Annotated in this window: 16 protein-coding genes and 1 other RNA gene; 10 read left to right on the top strand and 7 right to left on the bottom strand. The window is 67.1% G+C overall.

Annotated features, from left to right (window positions below; all coding sequences use genetic code 11):
- The first annotated feature begins 11 nt into the window (after window positions 1–11).
- Entirely contained in the window at window positions 12–1718 is a 1707-nt protein-coding gene (locus NQ034_RS02275; protein ID WP_257046781.1) for an ABC-ATPase domain-containing protein, read from the top strand.
- Here NQ034_RS02275 and NQ034_RS02270 read toward each other — a convergent pair.
- Both NQ034_RS02270 and NQ034_RS02265 read right to left on the bottom strand, forming a co-directional pair.
- Complete coding sequence (locus tag NQ034_RS02270; protein WP_257046780.1) at window positions 1682–2398, bottom strand: aminoacyl-tRNA hydrolase; 717 nt, start codon at window positions 2396–2398, stop codon at window positions 1682–1684. The genes NQ034_RS02275 and NQ034_RS02270 overlap by 37 nt on opposite strands.
- Window positions 2395–3087, bottom strand: a complete 693-nt coding sequence (locus NQ034_RS02265) for a metal-dependent transcriptional regulator (protein WP_257046779.1) — start codon at window positions 3085–3087, stop codon at window positions 2395–2397. The genes NQ034_RS02270 and NQ034_RS02265 overlap by 4 nt, the downstream gene beginning before the upstream one ends.
- 161 nt (window positions 3088–3248) lie before the next feature.
- On the opposite strand from NQ034_RS02265, the gene NQ034_RS02260 reads away from it, so the two are divergent.
- From NQ034_RS02260 to NQ034_RS02235, 6 genes are all read left to right on the top strand, one after another.
- Entirely contained in the window at window positions 3249–4469 is a 1221-nt protein-coding gene (locus NQ034_RS02260) for an alpha-hydroxy acid oxidase (RefSeq protein WP_257046922.1), read from the top strand.
- 88 nt (window positions 4470–4557) lie between these two features.
- Window positions 4558–5793, top strand: coding sequence for an FAD-dependent oxidoreductase (locus tag NQ034_RS02255; RefSeq protein WP_257046778.1), 1236 nt, complete (start codon window positions 4558–4560; stop codon window positions 5791–5793).
- A gap of 36 nt (window positions 5794–5829) precedes the next feature.
- Window positions 5830–7065, top strand: a complete 1236-nt coding sequence (locus NQ034_RS02250; RefSeq protein WP_257046777.1) for an alpha-hydroxy acid oxidase — start codon at window positions 5830–5832, stop codon at window positions 7063–7065.
- Window positions 7066–7252: 187 nt separating this feature from the next.
- Entirely contained in the window at window positions 7253–8203 is a 951-nt protein-coding gene (locus NQ034_RS02245; protein WP_257046776.1) for an ABC transporter substrate-binding protein, read from the top strand.
- 1 nt (window position 8204) lies between these two features.
- Window positions 8205–9176 carry an amino acid ABC transporter permease gene (locus NQ034_RS02240; RefSeq protein WP_257046775.1) on the top strand — a complete coding sequence of 324 codons (972 nt, stop codon included), beginning with the start codon at window positions 8205–8207 and terminating at the stop codon, window positions 9174–9176.
- Window positions 9176–9937, top strand: a complete 762-nt coding sequence (locus NQ034_RS02235) for an amino acid ABC transporter ATP-binding protein (protein WP_257046774.1) — start codon at window positions 9176–9178, stop codon at window positions 9935–9937. The genes NQ034_RS02240 and NQ034_RS02235 overlap by 1 nt, the downstream gene beginning before the upstream one ends.
- A 111-nt stretch (window positions 9938–10048) precedes the next feature.
- Here NQ034_RS02235 and NQ034_RS02230 read toward each other — a convergent pair whose 3' ends face one another.
- Window positions 10049–11566, bottom strand: coding sequence for a fatty acyl-CoA synthetase (locus NQ034_RS02230; protein ID WP_257046773.1), 1518 nt, complete (start codon window positions 11564–11566; stop codon window positions 10049–10051).
- 65 nt (window positions 11567–11631) lie between these two features.
- Between NQ034_RS02230 and NQ034_RS02225 the strand changes: the two genes are divergently transcribed.
- Entirely contained in the window at window positions 11632–12525 is an 894-nt protein-coding gene (locus NQ034_RS02225; RefSeq protein ID WP_257046772.1) for a Nif3-like dinuclear metal center hexameric protein, read from the top strand.
- The gene (locus NQ034_RS02220) at window positions 12516–13244 is read left to right on the top strand and encodes a CT398-like coiled coil hairpin domain-containing protein (RefSeq protein ID WP_257046771.1); all 729 of its coding nucleotides are present in this window, start codon (window positions 12516–12518) and stop codon (window positions 13242–13244) included. Before NQ034_RS02225 ends, NQ034_RS02220 begins: the two co-directional genes overlap by 10 nt.
- Here the strand turns inward: NQ034_RS02220 and NQ034_RS02215 are convergent.
- A complete protein-coding gene (locus tag NQ034_RS02215) occupies window positions 13234–13995 on the bottom strand; it encodes a YaaA family protein (RefSeq protein ID WP_257046770.1) in 762 nt (253 codons plus the stop codon). The two genes, NQ034_RS02220 and NQ034_RS02215, sit on opposite strands and share 11 nt — an antisense overlap.
- 41 nt (window positions 13996–14036) lie before the next feature.
- Between NQ034_RS02215 and rnpB the strand changes: the two genes are divergently transcribed.
- An RNA gene (gene rnpB / locus NQ034_RS02210) (RNase P RNA component class A) lies at window positions 14037–14425 on the top strand.
- A gap of 48 nt (window positions 14426–14473) precedes the next feature.
- Here rnpB and NQ034_RS02205 read toward each other — a convergent pair.
- The 3 genes from NQ034_RS02205 to map are packed head-to-tail and all read right to left on the bottom strand — an operon-like array spanning window position 14474 to window position 16748.
- Window positions 14474–14941, bottom strand: a complete 468-nt coding sequence (locus tag NQ034_RS02205) for an NAD(P)H-dependent oxidoreductase (protein ID WP_257046769.1) — start codon at window positions 14939–14941, stop codon at window positions 14474–14476.
- 38 nt (window positions 14942–14979) lie between these two features.
- Window positions 14980–15825 (bottom strand): polyphosphate--glucose phosphotransferase, encoded by an 846-nt coding sequence (gene ppgK, locus NQ034_RS02200; RefSeq protein WP_257046768.1) that lies wholly within the window; start codon window positions 15823–15825, stop codon window positions 14980–14982.
- Window positions 15826–15848: 23 nt separating this feature from the next.
- Window positions 15849–16748 carry a type I methionyl aminopeptidase gene (gene map, locus NQ034_RS02195; protein ID WP_257046767.1) on the bottom strand — a complete coding sequence of 300 codons (900 nt, stop codon included), beginning with the start codon at window positions 16746–16748 and terminating at the stop codon, window positions 15849–15851.

Genomic DNA, 16748 nt, shown 5'->3' with positions numbered 1-16748 from the left:
CGGAGGCAGGCATGCGATCCGACCACCACCTGACCGAACTGCTGCGTCGCCTGGACGGGCGCAGCTACGGGGGATATAAAGAACTGCGCGGGGACTTCGACTTCGGCGATGTGATCGTCTCCATCGACAAGGTGCAGACGGACCCCTACGCCCCACCCTCGCTCATGCGCGCGGCCTTCGACATCCGCGACGCCGCCATTCCCTCCCACCTCATCGACGACCGCGAGGGCCGCATCGCCACCGCGGACTTCCTCACCCGCGCCTTCGAAGCGGCCATCGGCAACCGGGCGATCGGCGTGGGCCGGGTGGGTCAGGAGGTGCTGGAGCGGACCAATGTGCTCATCGCCCCGGACTTCGTCGAGGCCCGTCTATCGGTCCAACTGCCTGCCGCCGGTCGGCGCATCAAGGGCCGCGAGGCCGAACGCCTGCTGACCCGCGAACTGCCGGCGGCCGCTCGCGCCGGCCTGCTGTACGAGAACCTGGACCATGCGGCATTGGCCGCGCACGTCGCGCTGTACCGCGATCAACAGGCACTGCGCCGGGCCCTGCGCGAACGCGGCCTGGTGGCCTTCGTCGGTGACGGGGCGATCCTGCCGCGGCGCTCCGGCGATTCCGACCTGCCACTGGCCCGCGGTGCAGTGCCCTTCACCTCACCCGATTCGCTGCGCTGCACCTTCGAACTGCCCAGCGGACGCACGGTCACCGGAATGGGAGTGCCCGTGGGCATCACCGTGATCGTCGGCGGTGGCTATCACGGAAAATCGACGCTGCTGCGCGCCCTGGAGCGCGGCGTCTACCCGCATATCGCAGGCGATGGCCGCGAATGGGTCCTCACGGTCGACGATGCCGCGGCCATTCGCGCCGAGGACGGCCGGGCGGTGACCGGTGTGGACATCTCCCCGTTCATCTCCGGTCTGCCCTCGGGTGCCGACACCCGCGATTTCTCCACCACGAATGCCTCGGGGTCGACCTCGCAGGCGGCCAATCTGGTCGAGGCCGTCACCGCCGGGACGAGCGCGCTGCTGATCGACGAGGACACCTCGGCGACGAACTTCATGATCCGCGACGAGCGGATGCGCGAACTCATCCCGGCCGACCGTGAGCCGATCACCCCCTTCGTCGACCGGATCCGGCCCCTGTACGAACAGGCGGGGGTGTCCACAGTGCTGGTCGCCGGCGGCTCCGGGGCCTTCTTCGCAGTGGCCGACACCGTGGTGGCGATGGACGCCTATGTCCCTGCCGAGGTCACTGCGCGCGCCAGGGAGATCGCAGCCGCCCACGCCGAGCGGCCTGCGCCGGGGGAGGCCGCCGCAAACGAGACCACGATCGCGGGGCTGTTCGCCACCTCGGGCCGACGGGTGCCGGTCGCCGGCGCGCTGGAACCCGCCGATAAGCGCAAACCGGCGCGCGCCCGCGGCCTGGGGGAGATCCAGCTGGGCCGCGAGTCGATCGACATGTCTGCGGTGGGCCAGCTGCTCGACGCCGCGCAGACTGCCGGTGTGGCCGCTGCCCTCGAGCGGTTGTCCCGCCGGTTCGACGGCCGCGTCGACGCCCTCACCGCAATCGCCGAGCTCGCAGCCGAGCTGGATGCCGAGGGCCTGGACGCCCTGGCCGTCGGCCGGGCCAATCCCGGCCATCTGACGCGGCCCAGGATCCAGGAGATCCACACGGCGCTGTGCCGCTATCGCGGCCTGCGACTGTCCGCTGCGCGCCAGTAGGCGCGCACCGTCTCCGTAGGGCCGGAGAGTTCGGTCAGACCGGCGTCCACGATCGACACGGGACGCTCGTTCACCGCCCATTGCGCTTGCGTGGGGACGCGCACGTCGATGGCGTAATCGGCTGCCCGCCAGGCGGCGAGGACATCGTCCGGCGCCTCATCGAGGACGGCCTGCACGGCGTGACCCACCTGGGCCGCGGTCTTGCCCGTGCTCATCTGAAGACCGGGGTCGACCTCCACGATGACGATGGCATCCGCTGCGCTGTCGGCGGATCCGGTTGTATCACCCGACTCGTCCGTGCGCGGGAACTCGGTGCCGCCGACCTGCAGTCTGGACAGCTCCCTGGGCAGGGGCCGCAGGGGAGCCGGGGGATAGGCGCGGACCCGCGCGGTACCCGAGGCCCGGGTCACCCCGGGCAATTCGATCGCGTCACGCCAGCGCTTTCCATCGGCGCGGCGGGCCACCTTGCGCACCCAGCCGGCCCGCCAGTGTTCCACCGCCGAGCTCCAAACGCCGCTGCGGGACCGCTCATCGTCGAGCAGGGCCGCCACGGCGGCACCGGCGGCGCGCAACACCTCGGTATGGCCGGCAGGGTTCGCCCGATCGCGGAAGATCACCATCTGCAGTGCCCAGGGCTCGGCGTGGTCGGGCCGGAGCTGTTCTGCATCGGGCTCGCTCATGCCCCGTCCCCCTGGTGTGGGTGAACCGGGAGTACGCGCACTGCGTCGGCGGCGCTGAGCCCCAGTTCCACTGAGCGGTCGTCGATGCGCACCGAGACCGTTCCGGCGATCGGATTCGCCGAGACCAGGGTGAGCTCGGTGCCTACCTGCAGGCCGTGGCCGGCCAGATAGCGCAGCAGTTCATCGGACCGGTCGGAGACCCTGGCGACTCGGACGGTGACCTCCTGGGCCACATCGAGCAGGGGGATGGAGGAGTCCACGGCGACGGTGCCGTCGGCTGTCGGAATCGGATCTCCGTGGGGATCGTGGCTGGGATGTCCCAGGGCGGCGTCCATCTTCGCGAGCACCAGATCCGACAGGGCGTGTTCGAGCCGATGCGCCTCCTCATGGACCTGGTCCCAGGTCAGGCCCAGGGCCCGGACCAGGTAGGTTTCGAGGATCCGGTGGCGGCGCACGACGCCGATGGCGATCTGAGTGCCCGCCGGCGTCAGGGTGATGGCCCCGTAGGGGCGATAGTCGATGAAACCGTCGCGCGAGAGCTTCTTGAGGTTGGCGGAGACCGTGGGCGCGGTGACGCCGAGCTGTTCGGCCAGATCACCGGTCGACGGGCCCTGGCCGGGCAGTTCGTGGGCCTTCCAGATGATCGAGGTGTAGTCCTCGACCAGGCGGGAATTCATGGGAGTGGACATCGCCACGATTCTACTTTGATTTCGTCTGGGTCTGCGGTCGTGTAGCGTATAAGGTAAGGCGCGCCTACGAACGTTTGCGCGTCCGTGTGAACGCTCACCTGAACGAAGGAGAGAATCCTGTGAAGCATCAGTTGCCCGACCTCGACTACTTGAAATCCGTCATGGTCTTCAAGAACCCGGTGAAGAACCCCAAGACCGTCCGTCTTGCCAAGGCTCCGACGGTATGGGATCTGCGCCGCATCGCCAAACGCCGCACTCCCAAGGGCCCCTTCGACTACACGGCGGGCGCGGCCGAGGGTGAGGTTGGCCTGCAGCGGGCCTATGACGCATTCCGAGATGTGGAATTCCATCCGACCATCCTGCGTGATGTGTCGAAGGTCTCGACCTCATGGGATGTGATGGGTGCGCCGGTCGCCTATCCCTTCGGCATCGCCCCGACGGGGTTCACCCGGCTGATGCACGCAGCGGGGGAGCGCGCGGGGGCTGCGACCGCCCAGGAATTCGGCGTGCCGTTCGCCCTGTCGACCCTGGGCACGACGGGACCGGAGGCCGCGCGCGAGGCCGCGCCCACCGGGCGGCTGTGGTTCCAGTTGTACATGATGAAGGAACGCTACCGCTCCTATGAGCTGGTGGAGAGGGCCAAGGCGCAGAACTTCGACACCCTCCTGTTCACCGTGGACACCCCGGTGGCCGGGGCCCGGCACCGTGATAAGCGCAACGGCATGTCCTTCCCGCCCCAGCTGACCTTCAAAACGGTGCTCGACGCGGCACCCCGTCCGGAATGGTGGTTCAACTTCCTGACGACCGAACCCTTGGAGTTCGCGGCCGTGCGCAACTGGAACGGCACTGTCGGAGAACTCCTCGACTCGATGTTCGACCCGACCGTTAGCTTCTCGGACCTGGCAGAGGTCCGCGAAGTGTGGGGCGGGAAGATCCTGGTCAAGGGAGTGCAGAACGTCGACGACGCCAAACACCTGGCCGATCTGGGAGTCGACGGGATCCAGCTGTCCAACCACGGCGGTCGCCAGCTCGACCGCGCACCCGTGCCCTTCCGCCTGCTGCCCGAGGTGGTGCGCGAGGTCGGACAGGACCTCGAGGTCCATGTGGACACGGGCATCATGTCCGGTGCCGACGTCGTCGCGGCCATCGCCCATGGAGCCCGCTACACGCAGGCCGGGCGCGCCTACCTCTATGGCCTGATGGCTGGCGGCCAGGCGGGTGTCCACCGGATGTTCGAAATCGTCACCGGGGAGATCGAACGGGTGATGCGCCTGCTGGGCGTGTCCTGCCTGGAAGAACTCGAACCCCGCCATGTGACCCTGCTGGACAATCTGCGCCCCCGCCTGGCACAGGAGGCCGCCCGCGAGGCCGAACGGGCCTGAGGTCGGCCCGCCCCGGGAATGTCCGAATCCCGGGGCGGCTCCCACTCCGGCGATGGCCGCCGGCACCGGGGCGGCATAGGCTGGCCCCGTGAGCGCTACACCACCGCAACCATCCTGCCGGCACTTCGCCGCATTGATCATCGGCGCAGGACAGGCGGGACTGGCAGCCGCGCACGAGCTGGTGCACCGCGGCCTGGTACCGGGAGAGGACTTCCTCGTCGTCGACGCGAACACCGGTCCCGGGGGCGCCTGGCAGCACAGATGGGATTCCCTGACCCTGGGCCGGGCCCACGGAATCGCCGACCTGCCGGGCCTGCCACTGGGCGATCCGCCGGCGGATGTCCCCGCCGCGCGCATCGTCGCCGACTACTACGGCCGCTACGAGGACGCCTTCGACCTGCGGGTGCACAGGCCCGTCACTGTCACCAGGGTCGACTCCCCACAGGGCCGGCGTGAAGGACCCTTGCACGTCACCCTCCGCGACGAGTCGCGGCCCGGGGCCGCTGGGGCGGACCAGGCGCTCACCGCCGACCTGATCCTCAATGCGACCGGCACATGGACCAGGCCATTCATTCCCTACATCCCCGGACGGGAGACCTTCACCGGCCGGCAACTGCACACCCACGACTACACCAGGGCCGAGGACTTCCGCGGCCTGCGCACCCTCGTCGTCGGCGGGGGCCTATCGGCCGTGCAGTTCCTGCTCGAGCTGGCTCCGGTCACCAAGACCCTGTGGGCCACCCGCCGACCGCCGAACTTCCTGGCACGCGCACACGACCCCGAATGGGGCAGAGCGGTGGAAGCCGGCGTCACCACACGCATCAGGGCAGGTCTGCCAGCGGCCAGCGTGGTGCGCCATACCGGGATCCCCCTATGGCCCGAATACGTCGAGGGAGTGCACGACGGCACGCTGATCAGCCACGGCATGTTCAACCGGATCACCCCGCATGGTGTCGTCTTCGCCGGCCCCACGACGAATGCCACCGCCGGACTGGGACCGGCCGGCGGGCGAACCGCCCTGGTCCAGCCCCGATCCTGGCAGCCCTACCCGGGCGGACACACCGAGGACGTCGACGTGATCTTCTGGAACACGGGCTTCCGCCCCGCCCTGGACCACCTCGCACCCCTGCACCTGCGCGGGCCCAACGGCGGCATCGCGATCGCCGACGAGGTCACCGTCGACGCCGACCCGCGGATCTACCTGATCGGCTACGGTTCCGCGGCCTCGACCATCGGAGCCACCCGCGCCGGCAGACTGGCCGGACGCGCGGCCGCCCGAAGGCTGACTCGGGAGGGCCACGGTGTGGAATCCGCGCACGTCTAGAGACCACGACAGAAGACAACCGAAGAAAGGCACTCGATGAAACACCAACTGCCCGACCTGGACTACCTCAAGCAGATCCTCGTCTTCAAGAATCCGGCGCGCAACGCCGCCGTGGCCCGTCTGTCCAAGGCCCAGACCGTCTGGGACTTACGCGACATCGCCCGCAGGCGCACCCCGAAGGGCCCCTTCGAATACACCTTCGGGGCAGCCGAGAACGAAGTCGGCCTGCAGCGGGCCTATGACGCCTTCCGCGACGTCGAATTCCACCCGACCATCCTGCGCGACGTCTCGCAGGTCTCCACCGGCTGGGACGTCATGGGACGCCACGTGGACTATCCCGTGGGCATCGCGCCCACCGGTTTCACCCGCCTCATGCACTCCGCCGGGGAGTCCGCCGGGGCGAGGGCCGCACAGAACTACGGGGTGCCCTTCGCCCTGTCCACCATGGGCACGACCAGCCCCGAAGACGTCAGGGCCGCCGCACCCGGCGGCCGCCTGTGGTTCCAGCTCTACGTCATGAAGGAACGCGAGCGCAGCTTCGAACTGGTCCGCCGTGCCAGGGAACAGGGGTTTGACACCCTACTGCTGACCGTGGACACGCCCGTGGCGGGCGCCCGGCATCGCGATAAGCGCAACGGCATGTCCTTCCCGCCCCAGCTGACGCTCAAGACCATGTACAACGCCGCACCGCGGATCGAATGGTGGTTCAACCTGCTGACCACCGCACCCCTGGAATTCGCCGCGATCAAGAACTGGCAGGGCACACCCGGCGAACTGGTCGACGCGATGTTCGACCCGTCCCTGAGTTTCGATGACCTCGCCGAAATCCGCGACATGTGGGACGGCAAGATCATGATCAAGGGCGTGCAGAACGTCGACGACGCCCGCCGTATCGCGGACTTCGGCGTCGACGGGATCCAGCTGTCCAACCACGGTGGTCGCCAGCTCGACCGGGCGCCCGTGCCCTTCCGCCTGCTGCCCGAGGTGGTGCGCGAGGTCGGACGGGACCTGGAGATCCACATCGACACCGGCATCATGTCCGGTGCCGACGTCGTCGCGGCCATCGCCCAGGGTGCCCGCTACACCCAGGTGGGGCGGGCCTATATGTACGGGCTCATGGCCGGGGGTGAAATGGGGGTCAACCGGATGTTCAGCATCATCACCGGGGAGATCGAACGGGTGATGCGCTTGCTGGGCGTGTCCTGCCTGGAAGAACTCGAACCCCGCCATGTGACCCTGCTGGACCGGCTGCGCCCCCGCCTGTCCGAATAGCTCCGGAGCAGTCGACCGGGGCCGGTGGCCCTCCGATCGCGTTATACCCCGGAGGATCATCGGCTCCAGTGTTGTATTGCGGTAAGGTTTACGGCGAATATCCACTATGTGTCATAAATCACCGGATGAGGAAAAACACGTTAGGATTCCCTAGGCCAGTACACCGACAACAAAGGACACAGCACCCATGAAGGGGATGAAGACGCTTGCGGCGGCAGCCTGTGCCACTGCGCTCGCGTTCACACTCAGCGCCTGTGGCGCCAGACCGCTCTCGGAGCTCTACGAACAGAAAGCCGGCGGCGCCGTCGAGGTGAAGGTCCCCGCAGACGAGAAGGCCAAGGGCGTTCTCGACGCTGTCCAGGCCGATCCGCAGCTGACCGAACTGGTGCCCGAGGACATCAGGGCCACCGGTATCAAAATGGCCAACTCCGTGGGATATCCGCCCATGGAGCTCTTCGCCGACAACGGCAAGGACATTCTCGGAGTCGATCCTGCGATCGCCGCGGCCATCGCCAAGAAGTTGGGCATCGGCTTCCACATCGAGGACCAGGAGTTCGCCTCGATGATCCCCGGTATGAAATCCGGCCGCTACAACTTCGTCATGTCCTCGATGACAGACAACAAGGAGCGCCGGGCCCAGGCCTTCATGGTCGACTACGTCAAGGCCGGCAACGCCATCCAGGTCTCCAAGGGCAATCCCAAGGGGATCAAGGGCCCGCAGGACTTGTGCGGCCAACCGGTGTCGACGGTCCAAGGCGGGTCCTCCGAAGCCCGGCTGAAGACCTTCTCCAAGGACTGTGAGTCCAAGGGGAAGCCGGCGATCAAGATCCTGGGCTTCTCCGCCGACGGGGAGGCGGGGCTCGCCATCAAATCGGGCAGGTCCGTCGCCTCGCTGACCGACTATCCGCCCGCAGCGGATCGTGCCGCAGATCCCGAATCCGGATTCGACGCGGTCGAGGTCTCCGGTGGCGAGTCCATCTGGGGGATCGCCATCGACAACAAGAACAAGCCCTTTGCCGAAGCCGTGCAGAAGGCCCTGCAATCGTTGATCGACGACGGTAGCTACGGCAAGATCCTCGATGCCTGGAGCGTGGACAAGCTGGCCATCGACAAGGCGACCATCAACGGAGGCGACTGAGATGAGCAAGCACAGAACCGCCGATATCGTCGCGGCCGACGGCACCGCCGTCGCGATCAAGCGCCGGATCCCCTGGGCCCGGGTCGTCGTCGCCGTCATCGTCGTCTACATCGTCGCCTGGATGCTCAAGACGCTGTTGTTCAACGAGAACATCCAGTGGGCCAAGGTGGGCGAATACCTGTTCAACGAACGCATCGTCTCCGGCATCGGCGTGACCATCTGGATCTCCATCGCCGCGACCGTCGTGGGCCTGGTCCTGGGCGTCCTCCTGGCCGTGATGAAACTATCGGTCAATCCGGTGCTGCGCTGGATCGCCGAGGCCTATATCTGGTTCTTCCGCGGCACCCCGGTCATCGTGCAGCTGATCTTCTGGTTCAACCTGGCCTTCCTGCTGCCGCACATCATCGTGAAGATCCCCTTCACCATGGTCGGCGTCTACTGGGACACCAATGAGCTCATCACCGGTTCCACCGCCGCGATCCTGGGCCTGGGCCTGAATATGGCCGCCTACTTCGCAGAGACGGTGCGCGCCGGTATCCAGGCAATCGACGCGGGCCAGTCGGAGGCCGCGCAGGCATCCGGTATGACCCGTGGACAGACCATGCGATTGATCGTGCTGCCGCAGGCCATGCGGATCATCATCCCACCCACGGCCAATGAGTTCATCTCCATGCTCAAGACCACCTCTCTGGTCATGGTCGTCGCCGGCACCGACCTGATGACCAACGCCTCGCAGATCTACAAGGTCAACAACCTGGTGATCGAACTGCTCATCGTGGTGAGCATCTGGTACATGCTGATGACCGCGATCGCCACCTATCTGCAGAGCCTGTTGGAGAAACGCTTCGGTCGCGACCGGGTCCGCCTGGTCCGGAAGGGCTCCTGGATGCAGCGCCTGTTCGATACCCGGTCGGGCACGAAGCCCGTCACCACCCTTCCCGATTCCGCCACCGAGGCCAAGGAGAACATCTAATGGCCGAGTCCATCATCACCGCGCACGGCGTCACCAAGGCATTCGGTGATCACCAGGTCCTCAAGGGCGTCGACTTCGCCGTCGCCCCGGGAGAGGTCAGCTGTATCATCGGGCCCTCGGGATCGGGCAAGTCGACTTTCCTCCGGGCCGTCAACGGGCTCGAGACCATCGATTCCGGCAGCCTCGAGGTGCTGGGCGATCAGGTCGGCTACTCCCGCCATGGCGATCACTTCACCGAATGGGGCGATAAGCGCTTCGCGGAATTCCGCGCCCGGATCGGTATGGTCTTCCAGCGTTTCAACCTCTATGCCCACCTCGACGCGGTGGAGAACGTCGCGCTGGCGCTGACCCACGTCAAGGGGATGAGCCGGCATGCAGCCCAGGCCAGGGCGAAGGAGGAACTGGCCAGGGTGGGCCTGGCAGAGCACGGGCACAAGAAGCCCCACCAGCTCTCCGGTGGCCAGCAGCAGCGGGTGGGCATCGCCCGTGCGCTGGCGATGGATCCCGAGCTCATGCTCTTCGACGAGCCGACCTCGGCACTGGATCCAGAACTCGTGGGGGAGGTGCTCACGACCATGCGACAACTGGCGGACGACGGGATGACAATGGTCATCGTGACCCACGAAATCGCCTTCGCCCGCGAGGTCGCCGACACCGTGGCCTTCTTCGACCAGGGGATCGTGATGGAGAAGGCGGCGCCGGCCGACCTGCTGACCTCGACGAATCCGCGCGTCAAGGGATTCCTCGACAAGGTGCGCTGAGCCAGCACCACCGCATCGCACGGACGAGACGGGGGCCGGAAGTCCATCGACTTCCGGCCCCCGCTAAATGCCCACCCCATTGTGGGCGAGGACGTGGTGCGTCCGCGCCGCCTACGAGGCCTCGGCCCGGCGCAATTCGCGCTTGAGGATCTTGCCCGCGGAGTTCTTCGGCAGGGTCTCGACCAGGTGGACGGCCTTGGGCACCTTGAAGCCGGCCAGGCGGGTCCTCGTATGGGCGATGACCTCCTCGGCGCTCAGCGCGCCCTTGGGCACGACATAGGCTGTGACCGCCTCGATCCACTTCTCGTCAGGCAGCCCGACCACCGCGACCTCGGCCACATTGTCCAACTCGAAGATCGCGTCCTCGACCTGCCGCCCGGCCACCAGTACGCCGCCGGTGTTGATGACGTCCTTGACCCGGTCGACGACCTGGATGAAGCCATCGGCGTCCTGGATCACCAGGTCGCCCGAGTGGAACCAGCCGCCGGCGAAGGCCTCGGCGGTGGCCTCCGGTTTGTTCCAGTAGCCCTCGCACAGCTGCGGGGAACGGTAGAGGATCTCGCCCTGCACTCCGGGTTCGACATCCACGCCGTCGCCGTCGACCACGCGGGTCTCGACGAAGAGCACCGGCTTGCCGGCCGAACCGGGATGCTCGACATGGTCCTCCGGACGCAACACGGTGCACAGGGGGCCCAACTCCGACTGGCCAAAGCAGTTGTAGAAGCCCAAGTCCGGCAACAGCTCCTGCAGCCGGCCGAGGACCGGTCCCGGCATAATGGAGGCGCCGTAATAGGCCTTCCGCAGAGTGCTCAGATCGACCTTTGTCAGATCCGGATGATTCGCCAGCGCCACCCACACGGTGGGCGCGGCGAAGAACGTGTCGATGCTCTGCTGGGCGAACATCGCCAGCAGTTCTCCCGGCACAGGGGCCGGCACGATGATGTTGTACGACCCCTGCATCAGGGCCGGCAGCAGGAACACGTGCATTTGCGCCGAATGGTACATGGGCAGTGCGTGGACCTGCCGGTCAGTCGGCCCGAAGTCCAGGACATTGACGGCGGAGAGGTACTCTGCGACCAGAGCCCGGTGCGTCATGATCGCGCCCTTGGGAGCGCTGGTGGTGCCCGAGGTGTAGAGCAGCTGGGCGATATCGCCGTCGGTGGCCGCGAACTCGTCGAGGCCGGCCGGCTCCCCGCCGGTGCGCGCGGGCTCCAGCAGCGATTCGAAGGTCGCGAAGTCCGTGGCCCGGCCGGTATCCGTGGCCTGGACATAGGTGGAGAAGTCCTGATCGGCGATGACGAGGTCGGCGCCGGAATCGGCCAGAATGTATTCGAGTTCGTCACCGGTGAGTTGATAGTTCACCGGCACGTGGATCAGTCCGGCCCTGGCGCAGGCCAGGAACAGGAGGAGGTACAGGTCCGAGTTCTTCCCATAGGCGGCGACCCTGCACCCGGGCGTCAGCCCCTGGGACAGCAGGTGCCGGGCGACGTCGGTGATCGCCTGGTCCAATTCCGGATAGGACCAGGATCGGTCCCGGAAGACCACGGCGGTTTTATCGGGGTAACGGGCGGCCGAACGGCGGACGATATCGGCGATGGTATTCGTCCGCAAACCTGTGAGGTGCGTCATGTGTTCAATGTAGCAATGCGCCGTGCGCCTGCCAAGCGGCCGTGGACGCCAGTAGAGTTAATCCTATGACCGCACGTGTATCCGATGTCATGGCAGCAGCAGAGTCCCTCTGGCCGGCGGCCTGGGCCGAACCCTGGGACACGGTGGGCCTGGCCGTGGGCGATCCCGACGCCGAGGTCTCCACCATCCTGGCCGCACTCGATGCCACCGACACCGTCGTCGACCAGGCGATCGGAATCGGCGCCCAATTCCTGTTCACCCACCACCCCCTGCTGCTGCGCGGGGTCACCTCGGTGGCGGCGGACACCCTCAAGGGTGGGGCCGTGACCAGGCTCATCCGCGCGGGGATCGCGCAGTTCAACGCCCACACCAATGCCGATTCCGCACCCGGGGGAGTCACCGATGTGTTGTGCGATGCGATCGGACTGGGACAGCGCGCCCCATTGGTTCCCCAGAACGTTCCCGGAGTGGGCATCGGACGTGTCGGCACCCTGGCCACCGCCTGCACGGTCGAAGAGCTGGCCCGTCGGCTGGCAGCATCCGTTCCCGCCACTGCCACCGGAATCCGCATCGCCGGAGACCCCACCGCCCGCATCGAACGGGTTGCGGTGCTCGGCGGGGCGGGGGACTCCGAATTCGATGCGGTCCGCCGGGCCCGGGCGCAGGTCTACATCACCTCCGATCTGCGCCACCACCCTGCCACCGAGGCCATCGACACGGGCCACCGCACCGGGGCCGGTCCGCAATTGATCGATATCGCCCACTTCGCAGCGGAATCCCCGTGGATCACCACCGCCGCACACCAGCTCACCTCCGTTTTGGCCCAGGCCGGGCACCGGGTGCGCCTCGCGGTATCCCACGTCAACACCGACCCCTGGACCATGCGCATCGCGCAGGCCGGTGCACCGGCTGCGGAATCGAATACGAACACGGAACGAGGAAGCATCACATGGCTTTGACCACCTGGACGGCAGACCCCGCCGCAGCCGCAGAACTCATCGCACACCTCAGGGAGTCCCGCCGGGAGACCCATCGCAGGGCCCAAACGGAGCTCGTGGCCGAACTGACCGCACTGGCCGCCCGGCACCGGGAACTGGCCGTCCGGAGCGGGGAACTCACGACCGCGTTGGAGGACAAGCACAGACAACAGCGTGAAACGGCGGCCAGGACCGCTGACCAGCAGAGCAAGATCTCCGCGATGGAGGCCCGGCTGAACGCAGGCGAGGGCATGACCTCGCGGGACTTGGTGGCGCTGCAGGGCGACATCGACTCCGCCAAGGCGGCTCTGGCGAAGCTGGAGGACGCGGAACTCGAGCTGCTCGAATCGATCGAGGAGCTCCAAGGGGACGTCGCCGGGCTCAAACAGGAGTCTGCCGGAATCGCCGCGCAGGGCAAGGAGAAGCAGGCACTGCGCAAACAGGTGGAAGCCGAGATCGCCACCCGGCTGGCCGAACTGGAAACGGCCACCGCCCAGGACCTGGCGCAGATGGGCCCCGCCGCAGACCCGGTCAGGGCTGACCTGGACGCCAGTGGCCCGGGCCTCATGCCCTGCGATGCCGGCGCCTGCGGTAACTGCGGCGATGCCCTGGCCGGGGCGGACCTGGCCGAGTTCAAGGCTCTGCAACCGGGCACCGTGTTCAGCTGCCCCGACTGCGAGGTCCCCCTGCTCAGGCAGTGAGGATGATCGCCAGCTCGGCCGGCTTCCTGGGGCCGGCGGCCGTCAGCTCGACCGTGAAGGCCTCGCCCGCGGCCCCGGCCAGTTCCTGCGGAGAGTCCGGGTCCGAGCCGGTGCGCTCGAGCAGGTGCCGGGCCAGCAGGCCGCGGGTGTGTTTGGCATTGTGGCTGACCACGCTGCGTTTGCCGGCCCGCTCGGTGTAGACATTGACCACCACCGTGTGGGCCGGATCGCCCGGCCAGGACTTCCGGTAGTCGCCCGAGCGGCAGTCGACGACGAGTTCATCGGCGAAACGGGCATCGAGCACAGGGGCCAGGCGCTTCTTCCACCAGGTCGAGAGCACGCCGGTTTCGGGCAATCTGACCTTCATCGCCAGTCGGTAGGCGGGGATGAGGTCGCCGGCTGCCACGATTCCGAACAGCCCCGATGACACATACAGCGAACCCAGCCTGTGCTGGGCCGTGGTCGTCAGGGTCGGTGCATCGAGGGCTGCGAACAGCACCCCGGTGTAGGTCTGGAGTGCGGGGGCGCAGGGGATCCGGGTCAATTCCAGATTGCGCGCCACCTCGCCGGACAGGGTAGGTCCGACCCCCAGGATCTGCAGGGAGTCCGGGGCGGCCGAGGTCTGCTGCAGGGCCTCGAGGACCTCGAGCCGGGCGGCGGTGAGTTCGGGGAAGGCCAGGTCCTCGAGGTTGAGTGCGGGTCCGGTGGAGGCGGGGGTCTTGCCCTCGGAGGGCGGCAGCAGAATGATCACAGTCCAACCCTACCCAGGTAGGGGAGTAGACTTGGGCGCGGACAGGTCGTCGAACGGTCGCGTCGACACGCCCGGAAGGGTGCGTCGCCGAGGAACGTCCGGGCTCCACAGAGCACGGTGGTGGGTAACGCCCACCCGGGGTGACCCGCGGGATAGTGCCACAGAGAACAGACCGCCCCTGCTCCACCATTGGTGAGGCGGGGGTAAGGGTGAAACGGCGGTGTAAGAGACCACCGGGGACCCAGGTGACTGGGTCTGCCAGGTAAACCCCACCGGGAGCAAGATCAGACAGATGGTTCGGGCTGCTCGTCATGCCATCGGGTAGATCGCTCGAGGCCGTCGGCAACGGCGGTCCTAGATAGATGACCGTTGATTGGGATCCGGGTAACCGGCCCATGCACAGAACCCGGCTTATAGGCGGCCTGTCCACCCTCACCAGGGAAAACGCTAGATTAGGGCGCGTTTCGTCACCGAATCGTCACAGCGCACTGGCCAGGACGGTCGCCGTCATCTCCTGGACCCGGTCGAGCTGCTCGGTCTGCACCTCACCTGTCCACACGACCGGCTCGTGGACCAAAGACCACCCCAGGCCCGTGGTGATGGCCTCCATCGCCCGCTGCGCGCCCGTCGTGTCGTAGCCGCCGTGGATCCAATACGAGAACGGCCTGCCCGCCGTGGGTTCGCGCACCTGGTCGTAGACGGTGTCGAAGAAGTGCTTGAGCGCGCCGCTGATATAACCGAAGTTCGCGGTCGTGCCGAGCACATAGGCATCGGCGGCCAGGACCTGGTCGATGTCCGGTTCGAGCGCTGCGGTCTCCACGAGTTCGAGCTGCCCGTCGCTGACCAGGTCGTGCAGATCATCGAGCCGGAGGGCCGCCAGGGCGGCATCGGCGATCCGCCTGGTCGCGGGAGTGGGCGAGTGATGGATGAGGAGTACGCGTGTCATCCCTTCACGCTAACGCACAAGCGCCACCCCGGGGCGGATCAGCGGGATTTCTTGCCACGCAGTCGCTTGGGCACCCCCGCCTTGGGCTTGCCACCGTGGGCGGCGAAGAGAGCGGCGCCCACGATACCCGCCTCATTGCGCAACTGGGCGGGTATCAGGGCAGCATTGGTATGGATGAGCGGGAGGAATTCCGCATGCCGTTTCGACACCCCACCGCCGACGATGAAGGCATCGGGGTTGAGGATCTTCTCCAGCTCCGCATAGTACCGTTGCAGGCGCTCGGCCCAAGCCGGGAAGTCCAGTCCTTCCCGCACTGCCACTGACCGTGCGGCCACGGCCTCGGCCTCGGCCCCGTCGAGTTCGATATGGCCCAGTTCGCTGAACGGGAAGAGCCGGCCGGCGGTGAACAGTGCAGTGCCGATCCCGGTGCCCAGCGTGGTGATGACGACGGTGCCCCGTCTGAAGCGCCGACCGGCCCCATAGGCCATCTCCGCCAGTCCAGCGGCATCGGCGTCGTTGAGCACATGGGCACAGCCGGTCAGCCGGCCTGCCAGCTCGCCCAAGTGTGCGCCGATCCAGGAGGGGTCCAGATTGGGTGCATAGCCGACCACACCCTCTTTGACGACCCCGGGGAAGGCGGTGCCGGCCGGCAGTCGGTCCAGCCGCGGCGCCCTGTCCGTACCGTACTCGGCCACCGTCTGCGACTGCAGGTCCGCCAGGGCCGCACGCAGGGACTGCTCCACCGCCGCCGGCGTCGCCGGCTGTGGCGTATCCACTCTGGCCCGTTTGCCGACCAGGCGCCCGCGTGCCACGTCGACCAGCCCGGCCTTGATGCCGGTGCCGCCGATGTCGATGCCGATGGCGAGATTTCCGTGAGTGGGCATGCTCGGGGTCCTTTACGTCGAGGCTATTTCCAGAAGTCGGTGAGCTCGTCTGCGAATTCGCCGGTGGGCAGGGTGAGGATCTCCGGACCGTCCTCGGTCACAACCAGGGTGTGTTCGAACTGGGCGGAGGGGAGCAGATCGGCGGTCACCACTGTCCAGTCGTCGTCCCATTGCCGCCAGTCGGCGGTCCCCAGGTTCAGCATCGGCTCGACTGTGAACACCGTGCCCGGCTCGATCACCTCGGCATGGGCCGGTGCGGCATCGTAGTGGGGGACCACCAGGCCGGAGTGGAAGTCCCTGCCGACTCCATGACCCGTGAAGTCGCGCACCACGCCGTAACCGAAGCGCTTGGCGTACTTCTCGATGACGCGGCCGATGACGTTGACCTGCCGACCGGGACGCACCGCCTTGATCCCGCGCATGGTCGCCTCGTAGGTGTGTGCGACCAGGTCCTTGACCTCCGGGGCCACTGTGCCGACGCCGAAGGTGAAGTTGGTGTCCCCGTGTACGCCGTCCTTGAAGACGGTGACGTCGAGGTTGAGGATGTCCCCGTCGGATAGCACCGTGGAGTCGGGAATGCCGTGGCAGATGACTTCGTTGACGGATGTGCAGATGGACTTGGGGAATCCTCTGTATCCCAGGCACGAGGGATATCCGCCCATATCGCAGATGTACTCATGGGCGATCCGGTCCAGTTCGTCGGTTGTCACGCCGGGGGCGATGGCACGTCCGGCCAAGGCGATCGCGTTGGCGGCGATGGCTCCGGCGGAGCGGATATGCTCGATTTCCTCCGGTGTGTGTTTATCACCGGTGCGCCCTTCACGCGGCTCTGGCCGGCCCACGTACTCGGGGCGGTCGATGGAGGTGGGAACTCTCCGGTGCGGGCTCAGGGTGCCTTTTTCAACGTGGGTGTTCTTTGCCAT

It is taken from the genome of Brevibacterium moorei (assembly GCF_024580735.1).
Taxonomy (GTDB): domain Bacteria; phylum Actinomycetota; class Actinomycetes; order Actinomycetales; family Brevibacteriaceae; genus Brevibacterium; species Brevibacterium moorei.
This window is presented reverse-complemented; position numbering and strand designations above follow the sequence as displayed.

Coding starts and splice junctions, on each gene's coding strand:
- NQ034_RS02275 (WP_257046781.1), top strand. CDS start 12: ATGCGATCCGACCACCACCTGACCGAACTGCTGCGTCGCCTGGACGGG.
- NQ034_RS02270 (WP_257046780.1), bottom strand. CDS start 2,398: ATGAGCGAGCCCGATGCAGAACAGCTCCGGCCCGACCACGCCGAGCCC.
- NQ034_RS02265 (WP_257046779.1), bottom strand. CDS start 3,087: ATGTCCACTCCCATGAATTCCCGCCTGGTCGAGGACTACACCTCGATC.
- NQ034_RS02260 (WP_257046922.1), top strand. CDS start 3,249: ATGGTCTTCAAGAACCCGGTGAAGAACCCCAAGACCGTCCGTCTTGCC.
- NQ034_RS02250 (WP_257046777.1), top strand. CDS start 5,830: ATGAAACACCAACTGCCCGACCTGGACTACCTCAAGCAGATCCTCGTC.
- NQ034_RS02245 (WP_257046776.1), top strand. CDS start 7,253: ATGAAGGGGATGAAGACGCTTGCGGCGGCAGCCTGTGCCACTGCGCTC.
- NQ034_RS02240 (WP_257046775.1), top strand. CDS start 8,205: ATGAGCAAGCACAGAACCGCCGATATCGTCGCGGCCGACGGCACCGCC.
- NQ034_RS02235 (WP_257046774.1), top strand. CDS start 9,176: ATGGCCGAGTCCATCATCACCGCGCACGGCGTCACCAAGGCATTCGGT.
- NQ034_RS02230 (WP_257046773.1), bottom strand. CDS start 11,566: ATGACGCACCTCACAGGTTTGCGGACGAATACCATCGCCGATATCGTC.
- NQ034_RS02225 (WP_257046772.1), top strand. CDS start 11,632: ATGACCGCACGTGTATCCGATGTCATGGCAGCAGCAGAGTCCCTCTGG.
- NQ034_RS02220 (WP_257046771.1), top strand. CDS start 12,516: ATGGCTTTGACCACCTGGACGGCAGACCCCGCCGCAGCCGCAGAACTC.
- NQ034_RS02205 (WP_257046769.1), bottom strand. CDS start 14,941: ATGACACGCGTACTCCTCATCCATCACTCGCCCACTCCCGCGACCAGG.
- ppgK (WP_257046768.1), bottom strand. CDS start 15,825: ATGCCCACTCACGGAAATCTCGCCATCGGCATCGACATCGGCGGCACC.
- map (WP_257046767.1), bottom strand. CDS start 16,748: ATGGCAAAGAACACCCACGTTGAAAAAGGCACCCTGAGCCCGCACCGG.